20 protein-coding genes and 1 tRNA gene are annotated in these 17,187 nt (G+C 66.5%); 11 read left to right on the forward strand and 10 right to left on the reverse strand.

The features are described 5' to 3' along the window. Positions 1–4: 4 nt before the first annotated feature. The 3 genes from ACWMMN_RS04400 to hemN all read right to left on the reverse strand — a co-directional run bounded on the left by ACWMMN_RS04400 (position 5) and on the right by hemN (position 2,487). Positions 5–661: a protein-L-isoaspartate O-methyltransferase family protein gene (locus tag ACWMMN_RS04400; RefSeq protein WP_059235717.1), complete on the reverse strand. Its 657-nt coding sequence runs from the start codon at positions 659–661 to the stop codon at positions 5–7. A gap of 104 nt (positions 662–765) precedes the next feature. Continuing rightward, entirely contained in the window at positions 766–1,023 is a 258-nt protein-coding gene (locus ACWMMN_RS04405; RefSeq protein WP_486423017.1) for a hypothetical protein, read from the reverse strand. A 72-nt stretch (positions 1,024–1,095) separates the two neighbouring features. Next, the gene (gene hemN, locus ACWMMN_RS04410) at positions 1,096–2,487 is read right to left on the reverse strand and encodes an oxygen-independent coproporphyrinogen III oxidase (protein WP_059235714.1); all 1,392 of its coding nucleotides are present in this window, start codon (positions 2,485–2,487) and stop codon (positions 1,096–1,098) included. Positions 2,488–2,646: 159 nt separating this feature from the next. Between hemN and ACWMMN_RS04415 the strand changes: the two genes are divergently transcribed. The 3 genes from ACWMMN_RS04415 (at position 2,647) to ACWMMN_RS04425 (ending at position 4,461) form a co-directional block, all read left to right on the forward strand. After that, on the forward strand, positions 2,647–2,973 hold the full coding sequence (locus ACWMMN_RS04415; protein ID WP_486423018.1) for a YkgJ family cysteine cluster protein: 327 nt from the start codon (positions 2,647–2,649) through the stop codon (positions 2,971–2,973). Next, positions 2,970–3,551, forward strand: a complete 582-nt coding sequence (locus ACWMMN_RS04420; RefSeq protein WP_059235712.1) for a DUF1439 domain-containing protein — start codon at positions 2,970–2,972, stop codon at positions 3,549–3,551. Before ACWMMN_RS04415 ends, ACWMMN_RS04420 begins: the two co-directional genes overlap by 4 nt. 79 nt (positions 3,552–3,630) lie before the next feature. Beyond that, positions 3,631–4,461: an undecaprenyl-diphosphate phosphatase gene (locus tag ACWMMN_RS04425; RefSeq protein ID WP_174994386.1), complete on the forward strand. Its 831-nt coding sequence runs from the start codon at positions 3,631–3,633 to the stop codon at positions 4,459–4,461. A 92-nt stretch (positions 4,462–4,553) separates the two neighbouring features. Here ACWMMN_RS04425 and trmB read toward each other — a convergent pair whose 3' ends face one another. From trmB to ACWMMN_RS04440, 3 genes are all read right to left on the reverse strand, one after another. Next, positions 4,554–5,321, reverse strand: coding sequence for a tRNA (guanosine(46)-N7)-methyltransferase TrmB (gene trmB / locus ACWMMN_RS04430; RefSeq protein WP_059235706.1), 768 nt, complete (start codon positions 5,319–5,321; stop codon positions 4,554–4,556). Positions 5,322–5,669: 348 nt separating this feature from the next. Then, on the reverse strand, positions 5,670–6,197 hold the full coding sequence (gene uraD, locus ACWMMN_RS04435; protein WP_486423019.1) for a 2-oxo-4-hydroxy-4-carboxy-5-ureidoimidazoline decarboxylase: 528 nt from the start codon (positions 6,195–6,197) through the stop codon (positions 5,670–5,672). A 149-nt stretch (positions 6,198–6,346) separates the two neighbouring features. After that, positions 6,347–7,285 (reverse strand): LysR substrate-binding domain-containing protein, encoded by a 939-nt coding sequence (locus ACWMMN_RS04440; protein WP_256085644.1) that lies wholly within the window; start codon positions 7,283–7,285, stop codon positions 6,347–6,349. Positions 7,286–7,662: 377 nt separating this feature from the next. Here ACWMMN_RS04440 and ACWMMN_RS04445 point away from each other — a divergent pair, with 377 nt between their 5' ends. The 5 genes from ACWMMN_RS04445 (at position 7,663) to ACWMMN_RS04465 (ending at position 11,100) form a co-directional block, all read left to right on the forward strand. After that, complete coding sequence (locus ACWMMN_RS04445; RefSeq protein WP_174994301.1) at positions 7,663–9,003, forward strand: MFS transporter; 1,341 nt, start codon at positions 7,663–7,665, stop codon at positions 9,001–9,003. A 2-nt stretch (positions 9,004–9,005) separates the two neighbouring features. Further along, entirely contained in the window at positions 9,006–9,527 is a 522-nt protein-coding gene (gene uraH, locus ACWMMN_RS04450; RefSeq protein ID WP_486423020.1) for a hydroxyisourate hydrolase, read from the forward strand. Positions 9,528–9,573: 46 nt separating this feature from the next. Next, on the forward strand, positions 9,574–9,909 hold the full coding sequence (gene uraH, locus ACWMMN_RS04455) for a hydroxyisourate hydrolase (RefSeq protein WP_059235698.1): 336 nt from the start codon (positions 9,574–9,576) through the stop codon (positions 9,907–9,909). Positions 9,910–9,932: 23 nt separating this feature from the next. Continuing rightward, entirely contained in the window at positions 9,933–10,400 is a 468-nt protein-coding gene (locus ACWMMN_RS04460) for a nucleoside deaminase (protein WP_340623871.1), read from the forward strand. 367 nt (positions 10,401–10,767) lie between these two features. Then, on the forward strand, positions 10,768–11,100 hold the full coding sequence (locus ACWMMN_RS04465; protein WP_486423021.1) for a hypothetical protein: 333 nt from the start codon (positions 10,768–10,770) through the stop codon (positions 11,098–11,100). Between the two features lie 243 nt (positions 11,101–11,343). On the opposite strand, the gene ACWMMN_RS04470 is transcribed toward ACWMMN_RS04465, so the two are convergent. Next, a tRNA-Gly gene (locus tag ACWMMN_RS04470) sits at positions 11,344–11,418 on the reverse strand. A 300-nt stretch (positions 11,419–11,718) separates the two neighbouring features. On the opposite strand from ACWMMN_RS04470, the gene ACWMMN_RS04475 reads away from it, so the two are divergent. Both ACWMMN_RS04475 and ACWMMN_RS04480 read left to right on the forward strand, forming a co-directional pair. Beyond that, entirely contained in the window at positions 11,719–12,063 is a 345-nt protein-coding gene (locus tag ACWMMN_RS04475; RefSeq protein WP_059235692.1) for a cupin domain-containing protein, read from the forward strand. 282 nt (positions 12,064–12,345) lie between these two features. After that, positions 12,346–13,512: an enolase C-terminal domain-like protein gene (locus ACWMMN_RS04480; protein ID WP_486423022.1), complete on the forward strand. Its 1,167-nt coding sequence runs from the start codon at positions 12,346–12,348 to the stop codon at positions 13,510–13,512. A 3-nt stretch (positions 13,513–13,515) separates the two neighbouring features. Here the strand turns inward: ACWMMN_RS04480 and ACWMMN_RS04485 are convergent, their stop codons facing one another. The 3 genes from ACWMMN_RS04485 to ACWMMN_RS04495 form a co-directional block, all read right to left on the reverse strand. Further along, entirely contained in the window at positions 13,516–14,145 is a 630-nt protein-coding gene (locus ACWMMN_RS04485; protein ID WP_486423023.1) for a LysE/ArgO family amino acid transporter, read from the reverse strand. A 108-nt stretch (positions 14,146–14,253) separates the two neighbouring features. Beyond that, the gene (locus ACWMMN_RS04490) at positions 14,254–14,595 is read right to left on the reverse strand and encodes a DMT family transporter (protein ID WP_059235686.1); all 342 of its coding nucleotides are present in this window, start codon (positions 14,593–14,595) and stop codon (positions 14,254–14,256) included. Between the two features lie 122 nt (positions 14,596–14,717). Further along, positions 14,718–15,647, reverse strand: coding sequence for a LysR substrate-binding domain-containing protein (locus ACWMMN_RS04495; protein ID WP_059235685.1), 930 nt, complete (start codon positions 15,645–15,647; stop codon positions 14,718–14,720). 170 nt (positions 15,648–15,817) lie between these two features. On the opposite strand from ACWMMN_RS04495, the gene ACWMMN_RS04500 reads away from it, so the two are divergent. Continuing rightward, positions 15,818–17,140 (forward strand): MFS transporter, encoded by a 1,323-nt coding sequence (locus ACWMMN_RS04500; protein ID WP_059235683.1) that lies wholly within the window; start codon positions 15,818–15,820, stop codon positions 17,138–17,140. The last annotated feature ends 47 nt before the right edge of the window (positions 17,141–17,187 follow it).

A 17,187-nucleotide genomic window follows, 5' to 3' on the forward strand; every position in this document is an offset into this window, starting at 1 on the left:
CTGCTCAGAACTTGAAGCGCGACGGCTCGATCGCGTTGACGAGGTGGTCGATGTACGTTTCGAACACGTCGGCGACGCGGTACTGCTTGTCGTCGATGCGCGTGATGATCTGCGCCTTCATCACCGGACGGCCGCCGACGAATGCCGACAGGCGGCCGCCGACCTTCAGTTGCTCGAGCATCTCCTGCGGCACGACGGGCAGGCCGCCCGTGACGCAGATCACGTCGTACGGCGCCTTGCCGGCCCAGCCGCGCGAACCGTCGCCGAGCACGACTTCCGCGTTGGTCACGCCGTCGTTGCGCAGGTTGTCTTCCGCGAACTTCGCGATCGCCGGATCGATCTCGACGGCCGTCACGTGCTGTGCGCGATGGGCGAACAGTGCGGTCAGGTAGCCCGAACCCGCGCCGATCAGCAGCACGTTTTCGTGCTTCTTGACCGTCAGCTCCTGCAGCACGCGCGCTTCGACGCGCGGGAACAGCATCTTGCTGGACCCGCCGGGCAGCGGCAGTTCGAGGTCGGCGAACGCGAGATCGCGGTATTCGGCCGGAACGTAGTTTTCACGCTTGACGATCGACAGCAGGCCCAGGACGTCCAGATCCAGCACGTCCCACGGCCGGATCTGCTGTTCGATCATGTTGAAACGCGCGTTTTCGATATTCATGGTGTGGTCACGCAGCCTGGTCGGCCATCAGCGGGGATAGAGAAACTTCGTGATTGTACCAAACGGGGCGGCCGCGAAGCCTTCAGGCGGCCTGCAACAGACCTTTACCCTTTGCTCTTCTTGATCTGCGCCTCGAACGCGAGGTCGAGCTTGCTCGCCTTGCGCGGCTTTTGGGGGCCGAATTCGTCGACGAACTTGACGAACTCGTCGAGCGGCAGCGGCTCGCAGCGCTTCTCGGCGGTGCCGCTGGAACGGTCGACGAGATAGAACAGGCCGCCCGCCATCGCGACGGCCGCGAATTGCGGGTTGCCGGAGCGGGTCTTCAGGCGTTCGACCGCGTAGGTCGCTTTGGTGGTGCGCATCGTGCGGGTTCTGGCGGAGCGTAAGCCCCACACTGTATCAAACCGGCCGCCCGCGTGCGGCCGGCGCGGGCGTCAAACGGTGCGCGAGTAGCGTTGCCGCGGCGTCTGGCCGAGATAGGCGTCGAACGCCATCGCGATGTTGCGCACGACCATCCGGCCGGCCGGATGGATCGTCAGGCGGTCGCGCGCGATCGTCAGCAGCCCGTCGCGCTCGAACGGGCGCAGCGCGTCGAGCTCGCGAGCGAAATGATCGGCGAAGCGGATGCCGTGCGCGGCCTCGACATGCGAGAACGGCAGCTCGAGGTTGCACATCAGTTGCGTGATCACGTCGCGGCGCAGCCGGTCGTCGGGCGTGAGCCGCACGCCGCGCGCGATCGGCAGCCGGCCCGCGTCGAGCGCGGCGCCGTAGGCGGGCAGATCCTTCGCGTTCTGCGCATAGACGTCGCCGACCTTGCCGATCGACGACACGCCGAAGCCGACGAGATCGGTATCCGCGCGCGTGCTGTAGCCCTGGAAGTTGCGCTGCAGCGTGCCGTTCTGCTGGGCGCGCACGAGTTCGTCGGACGGGCGGGCGAAGTGGTCCATCCCGATGTACACGTAGCCGGCCGACGTCAGCATGTCGATCGCGAGGCCGAGCAGCGCGATGCGCGTTTCGGGCGGCGGCAACATCGCATCGTCGATCTGCCGCTGCATCTTGAACAGGTGCGGCATGTGCGCGTAGCCGAACACCGACAGGCGATCCGGCGCGAGCTCGATGATCGTCTCGAGCGTGCGCGCGAACACGGCCACGGTCTGGTGCGGCAGCCCGTAGATCAGGTCGACGCTCACCGAATGGAAGCCCGTCGCACGCGCGGCGCCGAGCAGGTCGGCCGTCATCGCGAGCGGCTGGATGCGGTTGATCGCCTGCTGGACGGCCGGATCGAAATCCTGCACGCCGAGGCTCAGCCGGTTGAAGCCGATCGTGCGCAAGTGCACGAGCGTCGCCGGCGTGACCGTGCGCGGGTCGATCTCGATCGAGAACTCGGCGTCGGCGTCCGGCGCGAGCGCGAAGTGCTCGCGGGTGGCCGCCATCAGCTCGGCCGTTTCGTCGTCGGACAGGAAAGTCGGCGTGCCGCCGCCCCAATGCAGCTGCGTGACGGGGCGGGACGGATCGAACAGCGCCGCTTGCAGCGCCATCTCGCGCTTGAGCTGCTCGAGATACGGGCGGGCGCGGCGGTGGTTGTTGGTCGCGATCTTGTTGCAGCCGCAGTAGAAGCATGCGGTGTTGCAGAACGGGATGTGGAAATACAGCGACAGATCGCTCGACGACGCGCCGGGGTCGCTGGCCGCGCGGACGTAGTCGGCCGGGTCGAACTCGTCGCGGAACTGGAGCGCGGTGGGGTACGACGTATAGCGCGGCCCGTTCGCGCCGTATTTCGCGAGCAAATCGGGACGGAACATTGTGTCGGCAGAACCAGAACTCATGACGGTCTCGCGCTTTTTAGATGCTTTCGAGTATATAAACGCGCGATTCGGCTGCATTGTGTAATAACGTCGCAGCCGGCGATGGCACAATGCGGGGTGGGGCTGCCGGACACCGCGTCCGGTTGCCACACCGTTTGTGTTGTTTGTCGAGAGAGCCGAGTGTCCGTCGAATTGCCTGTCCGCCCGGCGCCCGCCGATGTTCCGCCGCACGCGTGCCGCGAGGGCTGCGGCGCGTGCTGCATCGCGCCGTCGATTTCCAGCCCGATTCCGGGCATGCCCGGCGGCAAGCCGGCCGGCGTGCGTTGCGTGCAGCTCGGCGACGACCTGCGCTGCATGGTCTTCGGCCGGCCCGAGCGCCCCGCGTGCTGTTCCGGGCTGCAGCCGTCCGCCGACATGTGCGGCGCGTCGCGCGACGACGCGCTCGCATGGCTCACGCGCCTCGAGGCCGCGACGCGGCCGGCGCATCCAGGAGAGAGTTCAGCATGACCGCACCCCGCGCGCCCGGCCGGCGCCGTTTTCTCGCCGCAACCATCGGCGCCGTCGGCGTGTGCATCTCGCTTGCCGCTTGCGCGTCGACGTTCCCGTTCATCCCCGATCACTACACGTTCTCGCGCGGCGATGTGCAGAAGGCCGTCGGGCGCAAGTTTCCGTACCAGAAGACGGTCGCGCAGGTCGTCGACGTGGCGCTCGCGAACCCGGCCGTCAACCTGCTGCCCGACCAGAACCGCGTCGCCGTGCAGCTCGACGCGCATTTCACGAGCCCGTTCCTGCGTGCGCCCGTCAGCGGCAAGTTCACGGTGTCCGGCCAGCTCGCGTACGACGCGCCGAGCCGCTCGGTCGTGCTGAAGGCGCCGGCCGTCGACAGCCTCGTGCTCGACGGCGACGCGCAGATGTACGCGCAACAGGTCGGCGCAGCAGCCGGCCTGCTCGCGACGCAGTTGCTGACCAACTATCCGATCTACACGTTCAAGCCCGAACAGCTGCAATTTGCCGGGGTGAACTACGAACCCGGTACAATTACGATTCTTACAAACGGCATACGCGTGGCGATCGTCGAAAAGTGACGACGGACCGGGCGCGGCCGGGCGGGCCGCGCGTGGAAGAGTGGCCCTTTCTTTCGACCATTTCGGAGTTGGGCCACGGATGGACTGGATCCTGATCTGCAAGGCATTGATCCTCGGCGTCGTCGAGGGGCTGACGGAATTCCTGCCGGTGTCGAGCACCGGTCACCTGATCGTCGCGGGCAGCTTCCTGAATTTCAACGATTCGCACGCGAAGACCTTCGACGTCGTGATCCAGTTCGGCGCGATCCTCGCGGTTTGCTGGGAATACCGGCAACGGATCGCATCCATCGTGTCCGGGCTGCCGAGCCGGCCCGACGCGCGGCGCTTCACGCTGAACGTCGCGATCGCGACGATTCCCGCGATCGCGCTCGGCCTCCTGTTCGAGAAGAAGATCAAGGCCGTGTTGTTCTCGCCGGTGCCCGTCGCGTTCGCGCTCGTCGTGGGTGGCGCGATCATCCTGTGGGCCGAGGCGCGGCAGCGCGAACGCCGCGAGCCGCCGCGCGTGATGTCGGTCGATGCGCTGACGCCGCTCGATGCGTTGAAGGTCGGTATCGCGCAGTGCTTCGCACTGGTGCCCGGCATGTCGCGCTCGGGCTCGACGATCATCGGCGGGATGCTGTTCGGTCTCGACCGGCGCGTGGCCACCGAATTCTCGTTCTTCCTCGCGATCCCGATCATCTTCGGCGCGACGCTCTATGAAACCGTGAAGGACTGGCAGGCGTTCACCGTCGATTCGCTCGGCCTGTTCGCGCTGGGGCTCGTCGCGGCGTTCGTCAGCGCCTTCGTGTGCGTGCGTTGGCTGCTGCGCTACGTCGCGACGCACGATTTCACGGTGTTCGCGTGGTACCGGATCGCGTTCGGGCTGTTCGTGCTGCTGGTCGGTTATAGCGGCTGGCTGAACTGGGCGTGAGGCCGGCACGGAGGCCGCTGCGTCTCCAATGAAAAAAGCCCGATCGGCAGAGGCCGGTCGGGCTTTTTTTATCCCGCGCGGGGCGGTGCGATTCAGCCTGCGCGCTTGCGGAACACCAGGTCCCACACGCCGTGGCCGAGCCGCAGCCCGCGCCGTTCGAACTTCGTCACCGGACGGTAGTCGGGGCGCGGCGCATAGTCGGCAGCCGTGTTCTCGAGCGTCGGTTCAGCGCCGAGCACTTCCAGCATCTGCTCCGCATAGTTCTGCCAGTCGGTCGCGCAATGCAGGTAGGCGCCCGGCTTCAGGCGCGATGCGAGATGCGCGACGAGCGGCGGCTGGATCAGCCGGCGCTTGTGGTGGCGTGCCTTGTGCCACGGATCGGGGAAGAAGATGTGCACGCCGTCGAGGCTTTCCGGCGCGAGCATGTGCTCGAGCACCTCGACCGCGTCGTGCTGGATGATGCGGATGTTCGGCAGATCCTGCTCGCCGATCAGCTTCAGCAGCGCGCCGACGCCCGGCTCATGCACTTCGACGCCGAGGAAATCGTCGCCCGGACGATGCGCGGCGATTTCCGCGGTCGATGCGCCCATCCCGAAACCGATCTCGAGAATGCGCGGTGCCTTGCGGCCGAATACGGCATCCCAGTCGGGCATCTCCGGCGCATACGGGACGACGAAGCGCGGGCCAAGGTCGTCAAGCGCACGGCGCTGGCCGGTCGACACGCGGCCGGCGCGCGTCACGAAACTGCGGATGCGGCGGTGGTGCAGCGGGTTGACTGCGTCGGCGCCTTCGGCGGCTTCGTCGGGAATGGCGTCGTCGTGCGGCGGCAGGCCGGCTTCGTTCGGATCGTCGTGCATCATCGGTACAGAGAAAGGCTCGGTTGCGGGCGAGGGCATCGGGCGCGCGGGACGCGCCTGCGCGGTACAAAAAAGCCGCCTTCGACGAGGCGGCTGGGCGCGCGGTTGCGGAACGTGGCGACGGGAGCGGCGATACGCCGTCAAGCCGTTGATCCTGAAGGATTTCCCGTTCAGCCAACCGGAAAGAGCCGGATTATGGACTGGTTTGATCCGACTGGCAAGGTTGCGGCGGGCGGCGGCCGCGCTGCCGCTGGCCCCGGGGCCGACGCGCTCCGGGTTGGGGCCATATGGAGAGAGGGCCGACGCGCATGCCGCTTCGGCCCTCGTTTCAGCGAACGGATGCGTTGCGCGTCACGCGACGCGCGCGTCGAGCCGGCGGCGCGTGATCGCCTTGATCTGGTTCAGCGCGTAGTCGAGTTCGAATGCGGTTTCGCGCGACGTGCGGCTCTCCAGTTCGAAGAAGATGCCGGCCTTCGTGTAGTGGCGCACGCAGATGATGAACGGGAAGCCGTGCTGCTCGCGATACGCGCGGTTCATCCGCTGCAGGCGGATTTCCTCGTCGTCGGTCAGTGCATCGAGGCCGGCGCTCGTCTGTTCGCTGACCGATGCATGCGTCAGCCCGCCGCCGCGCACCGCCTGTGCAGACAGTTCGGGGTGGCGATCGAAGAACGCCTTTTTCGCGTCGATGCCGCGCGCGCGGATGCTGGCCATCATCGCGTCGTGCAGTGCGTCGACCGAAGCGAACGGGCGCGCGGCCCATGCGTCTTCGGCGACGTCCGGCGAGTGCTCGAAGATGTCGCCGAGGGCTTGAACGAACTGATCCTTCGCCATCGCGTTGATCGCGGCGAGCCGGGTGGTGTCGAGTGGAGTCGAGGACATCGTCTGTAGGAACCTTCGAGCGGGAATGGAGGTTCCGAGTATAGGAATCGCACCGGTGCGACCAGAAGTGGGCAAGTCCTATTGGCCGTATACCAGCCGGGGCATCGGCCCCGCACGTCGGCGGTTCCGGGCCCGCGTCGCCGCGCGCGTCATGCGGCGCCGGCAATCGACGTCAGCCGCTCGCCGCTGTCCGACAACAACCCGCGCAGCCACGCATGCGCCTTCGAGCGATGCTTGTTCGGATGCCAAAGCACATAGAAGCGCATCAGCGGAAAGTTGAACGGCGCCGGGCGGATCAGCAGCGGCAGGCGGCGCGCGTAGTACGCCGCGAAATGCCGCGCGGTCGTCAGGATCAGGTCGGACTCGCTGACGAGGTACGGCGCGAGACTGAAGTAAGGGCAGGACATCTGACGGCCGCGGCTCAGGCGCAATGTCGCGAGTGAACTCTCGACGACGCCGCGCTGCGAGCTCGAGTAGGGCAGCGGCACCAGGTGCGACGCATCGATATAGCTTTCCGCGGTGAGCCTGCCCGGCTTCGCGAGCGGATTGTCCTTCGACATCAGGCACACGATTTCGTCCTCGAGCAGCACGTTCATGTGCAGGTGCTCGGGTGGCGTCGGCCAGTTGCCGATCACGACGTCGACCTGTCCTTCGGCGAGCGCCTTCTCGTAGTCGTATTCGGTGCCCATCGGCAGCGTGACGAGCTTCGAGTTCGGCGCGTGCTGGCGGAACCGCCGCGCCAGGTCGGCAAAGAACGGCGGCGCGAGGTAGTCGGGCATCGCGATCGTGAACGTGCGGTCGGAGCGCTGCGGATCGAAGGCGTCGTCGGCGCTGAACATCTTGTCGAGCGCATTGAGCGCGACCCGCGCGTCCTGCGCGAGCTGCAGCGCGCGTTCGGTCGGCACCATCTCGTTCTTCTCGCGCGTGAGCAGCGGATCGTCGAACAGCTTCCGCAAGCGTTTCAGGGCGCTGCTGAGCGCGGGCTGCGACTGGTTCAGCCGGATCGCCGTGCGCGACACGCTGCGTTCCTCGACGAGCGTACACAGCACGCGAAGCAGGTAGGTGTCCAGCGGATCGTCGTGGCGCATGGTGATTCCGGGTTCGTTGAGCGGCTCCACTTTGCCGTCGAGTGCCGAACGGCGTCAACGGGGCGCGGCGGGGGCGGAGCGTCCGCGCGGCCGTCGCGCGACGGGCGGGCGCGCCGCCGATGCCGCTGAAACGGCCGCCACGCTTGACGTGCGACGCCCCGCGAAGCGATACGGGGCGGCCTGCAGCGCGGTTTGCTATGGGGCCTATAACAACCCGAGCCTGTCTGCTGCCGGACCCCTGCGATATGGTCGGGCTTCACAACAAGATCACGGCCTGGCAAGCCGCCGACGCACGACCGGATTGCTGCGCAGCGTGGCGGCGACACGGGCGGTCGCGTCGCCGGCCCAGGACGGGCGAGTCATTACAGGAGACAACTGTGTCCGTCACGGAACAGCATTCGTCAGTCTATTCGTCGGCCGAGCCGACGCTTGAAGAGCGCGTCTATCGCAAGGTGTCGTGGCGTCTTCTGCCGTTTCTCTGCGCACTGTGGGTGCTCGCGTGGCTGGATCGCGTGAACATCGGTTTCGCGAAGCTGCAGATGCTCGATACGCTCAAGTTCAGCGAGGCCGTCTACGGGCTCGGCGCCGGCATCTTCTTTCTCGGCTACTTCTTCTTCGAAGTGCCGTCGAACGCGCTGTTGCAGAAGATCGGCGCGAAGAAGACCATCATGCGCATCACGATCGGCTGGGGGATCATCTGCATCCTGCAGTCGTTCGTGAAGACGCCGACGCAGTTCTACCTGCTGCGCTTCCTGCTCGGCGCATTCGAAGCCGGCTTCTATCCCGGCATCATCCTGTACTTGACCTACTGGTATCCGAGTTCGCGGCGCGCAAAGGCGTTCGGCACGTTCATGTCGGCGTCGGCGATTGCCGGCGTGCTCGGCGGCCCGCTCGCCGGTAGCATCATGACGTCGCTCGACGGCTCGCACGGCTTCCACGGCTGGCAATGGCTGTTCGTCATCGAGGGCATCCCGTCGGTGCTGGCCGGGGTCGTTGCGTACTTCTACATGACCGACCGGCCCGAGCAGGCGAAGTGGCTGTCCGTCGCCGAGCAGCAGGTCGTGCGCAACGTGCTGGACACGGACAAGCGCGAGCTCGGCGAGCGCGGCCACGACTGGCGCACGCTGTTCCGCAACCCGAAGGTGTGGCTGATGATCGCGATCTTCTTCTGCCTGCTGTGCGCGAATTCGGCGCTGACGTTCTGGATTCCGACGATCATCCGCGACTCGGGTTTCGGTGCCACCGTGGTGATCGGCTGGATCGCCGCGCTGGCCTACGTGTTCGGTGCTGCCGGGATGATCCTGAACGGCGCGCGTTCCGACCGGAGCAAGGAAGTGCGCTGGCACTTCGCGATACCGTCCGGCTGCGGCGCGCTGGCAATGGCAGCGATGGCCGTGCTGCTCGGGATGCCGGGCGTGGCGCCCGCGTTCACGATTGCCGCGATGATCATCGCGCTGGCCGGCACGATGAGCGCGATTCCCGTGTTCTGGCAGTTGCCGAACCTGTATCTGGCCGGCAGCGCCGCGGCGATCGGCGTCGCGCTGATCAATTCGGTGTCGAACCTGGCCGGCTTCGGTGCGCCGTATGTGCTCGGGCTCGTCAAGAGCGCAACCGGCAGCCTTGCACCGGGCCTTTACCTCGTCGCGGCGATCGAGCTGATGGCCGCCGTGCTGGTCGTGACCGGCATCGCGCATGCCCGCAAGTCGAAGGAGTCCTGATCATGAGCGAATTCATCAAGCGAGAGCGCCGGCAGTTCGTGATGGCGTCGATGGCCGCCGCCGGCGGCATGCTGCTGGCCGGCCGCGCACAGGCTGCGACGCCGCTGGCGGCGCAGGGCGATGCGCTGAAACCCGCGCAGGCGGCCGATCCGGTCTCGCAGCATGGCGCGAGCCCGCGCCTGACCATTCACCTGCTCGATACCTACCACGGTGCACCCGCGGCCGGCATGCACGTCGAGTTTTCGCGGATCGAGAAGGGCGAGGCCATGCCGATCCGCAAGGCCGTCATCAACCCGAACGGGCGGACCGATGAGCCGCTGCTGATCGGCGACACGTACGTGGCGGGCGATTACGAGCTGCTGATGCAGGTCGACGATTACTTCAGGATGAAGGGTGCGCGGCTGCCGTCGCCGTCGTTCCTGACGCAGGTGCCGATCCGCTTCCGCGTCACCGATGCATCGGTGCGGCTGCACCTGCCCGTGCAGTTCGGGCCGTGGAATTACACGTACTACCGCGGCAGCTGAGCGGCAGGTTCATTCCGGATCCCTCGACCCGAATTGGAGCAAGCGAATGGCAGGCATCAGCACCCATGTTCTCGACCTGACGACCGGCAAGCCGATCGGCGGCGTACCGATCGAACTGTACGACCTGGGCGTCACGCCGCCCAGGTTGCTGAACCGGACGGTCAGCAACGCGGACGGGCGCACCGACGCGCCGATGTTGCGCAGCGAAGCGGCGCGCGCCGGGCAGTTCGAGTTGCGTTTCTCGATCGGTGCGCACTTCAAGGACGCGAGCGCGCTGTCCGACGTCGTGCCGGTCCGCTTCACCGTATTCGATCCGGCACAGCACTATCACGTGCCGCTGCTCTGCTCGCCGTGGTCCTTCTCGACGTACCGCGGCAGTTGATCTCACCTGAATGGAGAAGTGCCATGTCTCAAACCGATACCTACCTCGTCGACTCGATCCGCCTCGCGATGGAGAACGTGCGCGAGCGCAAGACCTGGCCGTTCGGCGCCGTGCTCGTCCGTGACGGCAAGGTGCTCGCGCGTTCGGTCAATGAAGTGGAGGCGACGTGCGATCCGAGCGCGCATGCCGAGATGCAGGCCGTGCGTGCCGCGAGCAAGGCGCTCGGCAGCACGGATCTGCGCGGCTCGGTCATGTATGCGAGCGGGTATCCGTGCTCGATGTGCCTGTCGGCGATGTATCTGGCGGGCGTCAGCGAGGTGTATTACGCGTACTCGAACGAGGAAGGCGAGCCGTACGACCTGTCGGCCGCGCGCGGGTATGTGGAGATCGCGCGTCCGCTGGAAGAGCGCGAGATGAAGCTCGTCCATCGCCGTGCGCGCGATGAAGGGCCGGACCTGTACGAGGCCTGGCAAGCAGTGCACGGTCGCTGAAGGACGGGCTCGCACCACGCAAGGTTGATCGGTGCTGGCGCTAACGGCGCACTCCCCGGCACCGGTTTTGGGACATGCTTTCCTGGTGAGGGAAGGGGTGTCCTTTTTTTCTTTGGGCGGTTCGGGATTGTTCGGGCGATTGAGTAGAATCGCTGACGCAACCGGCATGACCGGATGCGCGAGACGCGTGCGCAACGTGATGACAATGAACAGTGCGCGTTTCGTTCGATTGCTCGCGGCCAGAATGACAAGAGGCGATGACGGCCGCCATGACGCTTCATGTTCCGCATGTGGTTGCTCCGGCAACGATGGTGAGAGATGACGCGTGGGCATGATCCACGACCAATGGCCTTTGGGGAGAAAAGCCATGAGTGAAACAACTTCCGGACGTCGCAAGATCGGTAGCGGCCCGGCGACGCTCGCGCTCGCCGAGTGTGCGATTGCCGGCATCGTCGGCATTTCGATCTTTAATAATCCGGAGGCCTTTGCCGGGGCGTCGGGGTTCGGCGCGATCGGGACTGCGCTGGCTGTTGTCGTCCTGTGCTGCATCGTTTCGCTCGGCGGTCTCGTCTGGGCGATCGGTGCGCTGCTGAATGCCGATCGCGATGCCGGAGCGAGTGCGATGCCGGCGTATTGCGCGATCGTGCTTCATGGCCTGCTGTGCTTGCCCCTCCTCATCGTGATGTTGCGGGCGGCATGAGGTAGGCGTTGCGCGCACGGGGCGGCCTTCGCACGTCGTCGGACGAGGGAGGCTGGAGGTGCGTTGCGGATGGAGCAGCAGGCGCCGGACTTTCCATTGCGGGCTACCGATCCGCAAATCTTGCGACGGGCGCGCGAAGGAGATGCCCCCGTGGCACACATTCAGGATCGGATAGCGCTGGAAGAGGGGCAGTGACTGCCGGAGAACCCTGCAAGCCTTGTGTGGCGAGGGTTTGAGATGGTGTGGAGCGGGCGATGGGAATCGAACCCACGTCATCAGCTTGGGAAGCTGAGGTAATGGCCATTATACGACGCCCGCAGAACGCGTAATTCTACAGGGTTTGGCCGCGGTGTTGCAAGTGAGGCGTGTTGGCGGCTGGCAAACGGCTTCGCGTTCCCCGATGGCGTGCCATCTCGATACGTCGGCTACGCGAGGAGGGTGGCACTGAAACGCGAGGCGACGTCGTCACGCCCAGGTCGAACGAAACACGCTGGCGGCACGCTCTCACGCAAGCCCGTGTCGAAAATAGACGAGTCGGTGTCGGAAGCATACAAGTCCCGGCAACGCTTTCGAACTAACGTGACAAGCCTCATTTACGATCGTTAGTCTGGAGCTGATATGTCCGATTTCATCACCGTTCTGCGCGAAACCTGCCCGACGCCGGTCCTTGATGCGACCAAGTGGAAGCGCATCGGCGGCGATCCGCACACCGTGAACCTCAACGCGTACCTCTCCAAGGACGGCAGCAAGATCATGGGCACGTGGATCTGCACGCCGGGCAAGTTCGAGGTGAACTACGAGAAATGGGAGTACTGCCACTTTCTTGATGGCTACTGCATCATCACGCCGGAAGGCGAGGCGTCGGTGCACCTGAAAGCCGGCGACGTGTTCGTCATTGAACCCGGCATGAAAGGGACGTGGGAAGTGGTGGAGACGGTGCGCAAGTACTTCGTCTTCGCGTGAGCGGGCCGGTAGAGTCGATCCACGCTTGTCTTGGTCACCCGACACCCGCCCGGTTCACGGAGCAGGGAGGCAAGCAGGGGATTCCGCCTCAATAAAACCCGATCCGGTTCGAAAACAGCTCGCCGAGCGTGGTTGCACGCTCGGCCGGTTTCGCCCCCCTCGCGATCGCGCCCGGTGCCTGCAAGGCATCGCGCAAGCGCCTATGATGCGACGATCCGCCCGTCGCACCGGCCGTCGCGTGCATGGCCTGCGAGTACCGCATGTTTTCCCGGAACCCCGACCATGCGCATCACCGCGATCCACGAGCAAGCGATTCCCGTGTCCCGCTATGCCGATCCGGCGATTCCATCCGGGGGCCTGACGACGAGCGTCGTCGCGGTCGTCACCGACGTCGTGCGCGACGGCCGTCCGGTGACGGGTTACGGCTACGCATCGATCGGCCGCTTCGCGCAGGGCGGCCTGATCCGCGAACGGTTCGCGCCGCGCCTGCTGGCTGCGGCCGGCACGCTCGCAGACGAATCCGGCACGAACCTCGACCCGTTCCGCGTCTGGCGCGCGATGATGGCCGGAGAAAAGCCCGGCGGACATGGCGAACGCTGCGTCGCGGTCGGTACGCTCGACATGGCGATCTGGGACGCCGCCGCGAAAATCGCCGACCTGCCGCTCCATCGCTTGCTCGCCGACCGGCTCGAACGCGCCGCCGCACCGCGCGTGCGCGTGTACGCGGGCGGCGGCTATCGTTATCCGCATGACGATCTCGCGCGCCTGTCCGACGAGATGCGCCGTATCGTCGATCTCGGCTACACGCACGCGAAGATCAAGATCGGCGGCGCGGATCTCGACCAGGACCGGCGCCGCATCGAAGTTGCTGCCGCGCACCTTGCAGGGGCTTCGCATCTCGCGGTCGACGCGATGAACACGTACGACGCGACGACTGCCCGCACGGCCGCCGAGAGGCTCGCGCCCTTCGATCTCTGGTGGTTCGAGGATATCTGCGATCCGCTCGACCTGCCGCTTCAGGCGGACATCGCCACGCGATACGCTTCGCCGATCGCGGCCGGCGAGGCGCTGTTCTCGCTGGCGGAAGCAAAGCTGCTCGACCGCTACGGCGGATTGCGTAGCGACCGCGACATGCTCGTGTTCGATCCCGTGCATTGCTACGGGCTGCCGGGCTATCTGCAAATCGTCGATCACTTCGTGTCGCGCGGCTGGCGGCGCGAGGCGTTCTGGCCGCACGGCGGTCATCTGTTCTCGCTGCACGTTGTCGCGGCGCTCGGGCTCGGCGGCGCGGAAGTCAGTCCGTTCGCGTTCCATCCGTTCAGCGGACTGGCCGATGGCGAAGCCGTCGACGCGGGATACGCACGCGTGCCGCAGGCGCCTGGCATCGGTTTCGAACTGCATACCAACGCGCACGACACGTTCCGCACGATGTCGATATCCGGCCGCTGACGCCTAAAGCGCATCGATCGCGAATCGAATCGCGAAGCCGAGCATCATCACGGCAACAAAGCCGTCGAGCACCCGCCACGCGAGCGTGCGAGCGAACCACGCACGGCACGCGCGTGCGCCATAGGCGAGCATCAGGAACCATGCGAGCGACGCGGTCGTCGCGCCGATCGCAAACGGCGCGCGCGTGGACGGCGTGTGACTCACGATCACGGTACCGAGCAGCAGCACGGTATCGATCCACGCATACGGATTGAGCAGCGAAACGGCTGCGGTTGCCAGCACCGTGCGTGACAGCGTGGGCTCGCCGCTGCCGGCGCGTGTACCGTCGACATACCCGGGCTGCCGTCTCACGATCGCCGAGCGCAACGCGAGCAGGCCGTAGCCGGCGAGATACGCGATACCGGCCCACAGCGCGGCCGACACCACGGCGGGATGCCGCGACAGCAACGACGACAATCCCTGCGCGCCGAGCGCGATCAGCAGTGCGTCGCTGCCTGCGCAGACGAGGGCGATGGCGAGTAGATGGGGGCTCGAGATCGAGCGCTTGATGACGAAGGCGTCCTTGGGGCCGACCGACGTGAACAGTCCGGCGCCAAGCAGCAGGCCTTCGATGAAGGCAGAGGTGTCGAGCACGAGCGGGCCGACAACCTCTTAAGCTGAACCGGTGATGGTTACGATGGGAGCAACGTTAAGGGGCGCCGGGGGGCGTTGTCAATGCCCCGCCGGGCGCCTGCGCATCGCTCATCGCGCTGCCGCGTCGCCGAGGTTGAGCGTGACGAGCGCGCAGACGGTCAGCGCGATGCCGGCGAGCTTCAGCGACGACACCGATTCGTCGAAGCAGACGATGCCGATCACGGCGGTGGCCGCCGTGCTGGCAGCGGCCCAGCTTGCATAGGCGAGCCCCATTTCGAGCCGCTTCGTCGCGAGCGCCATCAGCCACACGGCGCACGCATAGCAGACGACCGTGATCGCGGACGGCAGCGGGCGGGAAAAGCCGGCCGACAATTTCAGGCCGACGGAGCCGAGCACTTCGGCGAGAACACTGACGCCCAGCAGAAGCCAGGCAGACTGGAGCGGGGACACGAACGGCCTCCTTCCCCCGACGCTTGTACCGAGCGGCGAAGAGAAGTGGCAGTGTCAGCGGTACCCAGGTGGAAGGAGCTTAGTACGCGCGGCGGGGCCGCACAAGGTACGGGCGGCGCCGGTCACGCGCGATCGCCATTGCCGGCCGCCCATTCGGGCCGCTGCCCGAGCGTGTCGAACAGCCGGACGATCTCGGCCTTCACTTTCTGCACCGCGTTGCTGACGAGCGCGGTGTCGTGCCAGCACAGCGACAGGTCGCGCGCGAACAGGCGGTGCGCGACCGTCGACAGCTTGAGCTTGCGCTCCTCGATCTCGACGTGCGCGGCCGTCCACGGCAGGATCGTCACGCCGAGTTGCGCCATCACGGCCGCGAACAGCAGCCCGGTCGAACTCGCCTCGAAGCTGATTTCGTACGACAGCCCGGCCTCGCGCATCGCCCAGTCGACGCGGTTGCGGATCGTGTTCGGCGCGCTCGGCAGCACGAGCGGCATTCGCGCGATCGCATCGAGCGGCACGGGATCGTCCGGCACCTGGAATCCGGGCCACGTGATCAGGTACAGCGTTTCGGTCAGCAGCCGGTGGATCGCGATGCCGCGCGTGTCGACCGCATCGACGACGATCGCGAGATCGAGCCGCGTGCGTTCGAGCAGCGTGTCGAGATCGGCGCTCGGCGCCTCGATCAGCTCCAGCATGATGCCCGGATAGCGGTCGCGCACGGCGCGGGCGAGCGGAATGGCCAGCACGCGCGCGGTGCTCGACGGCATCCCGACCGTCACGCGGCCTTGCGGCGTTTCGGCGTCGCGGCGCAGCAGCTCGCGCGTGCCGTCGGCCTGGCGCAGCAGTTCGAGCGCGTGCTGATACAGCGTGCGGCCGGCGGCGGTGGGTGCGACGCCGCGCACGCTCCGCTCGAGCAGCTGCATCCCGAGATCCTGTTCGAGATTGCGCATCTGCTGGCTCACCGCCGGCTGCGCGACATGCAGCGCCTCGCTCGCATGCGTGACGTTGCCGCATTCGACGACCTTCACGAAATAGCGCAACTGTCTCAAGTCCATCGCTGCCGTCTCCCGATTCAAGCCATAAGCCAATCCGATCGAGCAAGATGAATATCATATTTTTCTGCGATCGATGGTGTTTCTATACTCGTCTCACAAAGGAGCCCGACTGCCGGCCATCCCGGACCGGACGCGGCGAACGTGCCGGCCCCGCCGGCAAGGAGACGAAGATGTTCAAGGCGATCGACGCGCCGGCGGCCGGCGCGAAGCCGCGGCGTACGCCGCTCACGCGCGAGCAGGTGAAGGGTTTCTGGGCCGTGTACGCGGGCTGGGTGCTCGACGGCGTGGATTCGGTGATCTACGCGCTCGTGCTGATTCCCGCACTGACCGAATTGCTGCCGGCCTCCGGTATCGCGGCGACGCCTGCGAATCTGGGGATGTACGGCTCGATCCTGTTTGCGCTGTTCCTGATCGGCTGGGGCTTGTCGTTCATCTGGGGGCCGCTTGCCGACCGCTTCGGCCGCGTGCGCACGCTTGCCGCGAGCATCCTGATCTACTCGGTGTTCACCGGCGCGGCCGCGTTCGTGCACGACGTATGGGCGCTGGCCGCGTGCCGGCTGATCGCCGGGATCGGCGTCGGCGGCGAGTGGGCGCTCGCGGGCACCTACGTCGCCGAGAGCTGGCCCGAAGACCGTCGCAAGATGGGCGCCGGCTACCTGCAGACGGGCTACTACTTCGGCTTCTTCATCGCCGCCTGCCTGAACTACACGATCGGCGCGACCTACGGCTGGCGCGCGATGTTCCTGTGCGGTCTTGCGCCCGCCCTGCTCGCGGTGTTCACGGTGATGCGCGTGAAGGAGCCGGGGCAGTGGCGCCGGCACGACGCGCGCGATGGCGACGTGGCCGACGCGCGGCGTGCGCATCCGCTGCGCGAGATCTTCGCGCCCGCGTTCCTGCGCCGCACGCTGACGAGCGCGAGCCTCGTCGGCGTCGCGATCGTCGGGCTGTGGGCCGGCTCCGTCTACGAGGCGAGCGCGGTCAGCACGCTGGCGGCGCGGGCGGGCATCGATCACGTCGGCGCGCTGCGGCTCGCGTCCATCGGCGCGGCGATCCTGTCGTGCGCGACGATCGCGGGCTGCCTGGTTGCCCCGTGGCTGTCGGAACGGCTCGGCCGGCGCACCGCGCTCGGCGTGTATTTCGCGGGGATGGCCGCATCGATCGTGTTCGCGTTCGGCTGGGCGTTCTACCAGCCTAACGGGCTCACGGCCTTCATGGTGTCGCTCGCGTTCCTCGGTTTCTTCGGCGGCAACTTCGCGATCTTCTCGCTGTGGCTGCCCGAACAGTACCCGACGCGCGTGCGGGCCACCGCGTTCGCATTCAACGCATCGGTCGGCCGCTTCATCGGTGCAGGCGTGAACTTCCTGCTCGGCGCCGCGATTCACGGCTACGGATCGCTCGGCGTGCCGGTCGCGTGGACCGCGGCCGTGTTCGGGCTCGGCATCCTGATCCTGCCGTTCGCGGTCGAGACGCGGCATCAGACGCTGCCCGAATGAACGGCGCACGTCCCGTGTTCATATCCACGCCATACCCAGTCGTCAAT

The organism is Burkholderia cepacia complex sp. TUM26381, from assembly GCF_057439935.1.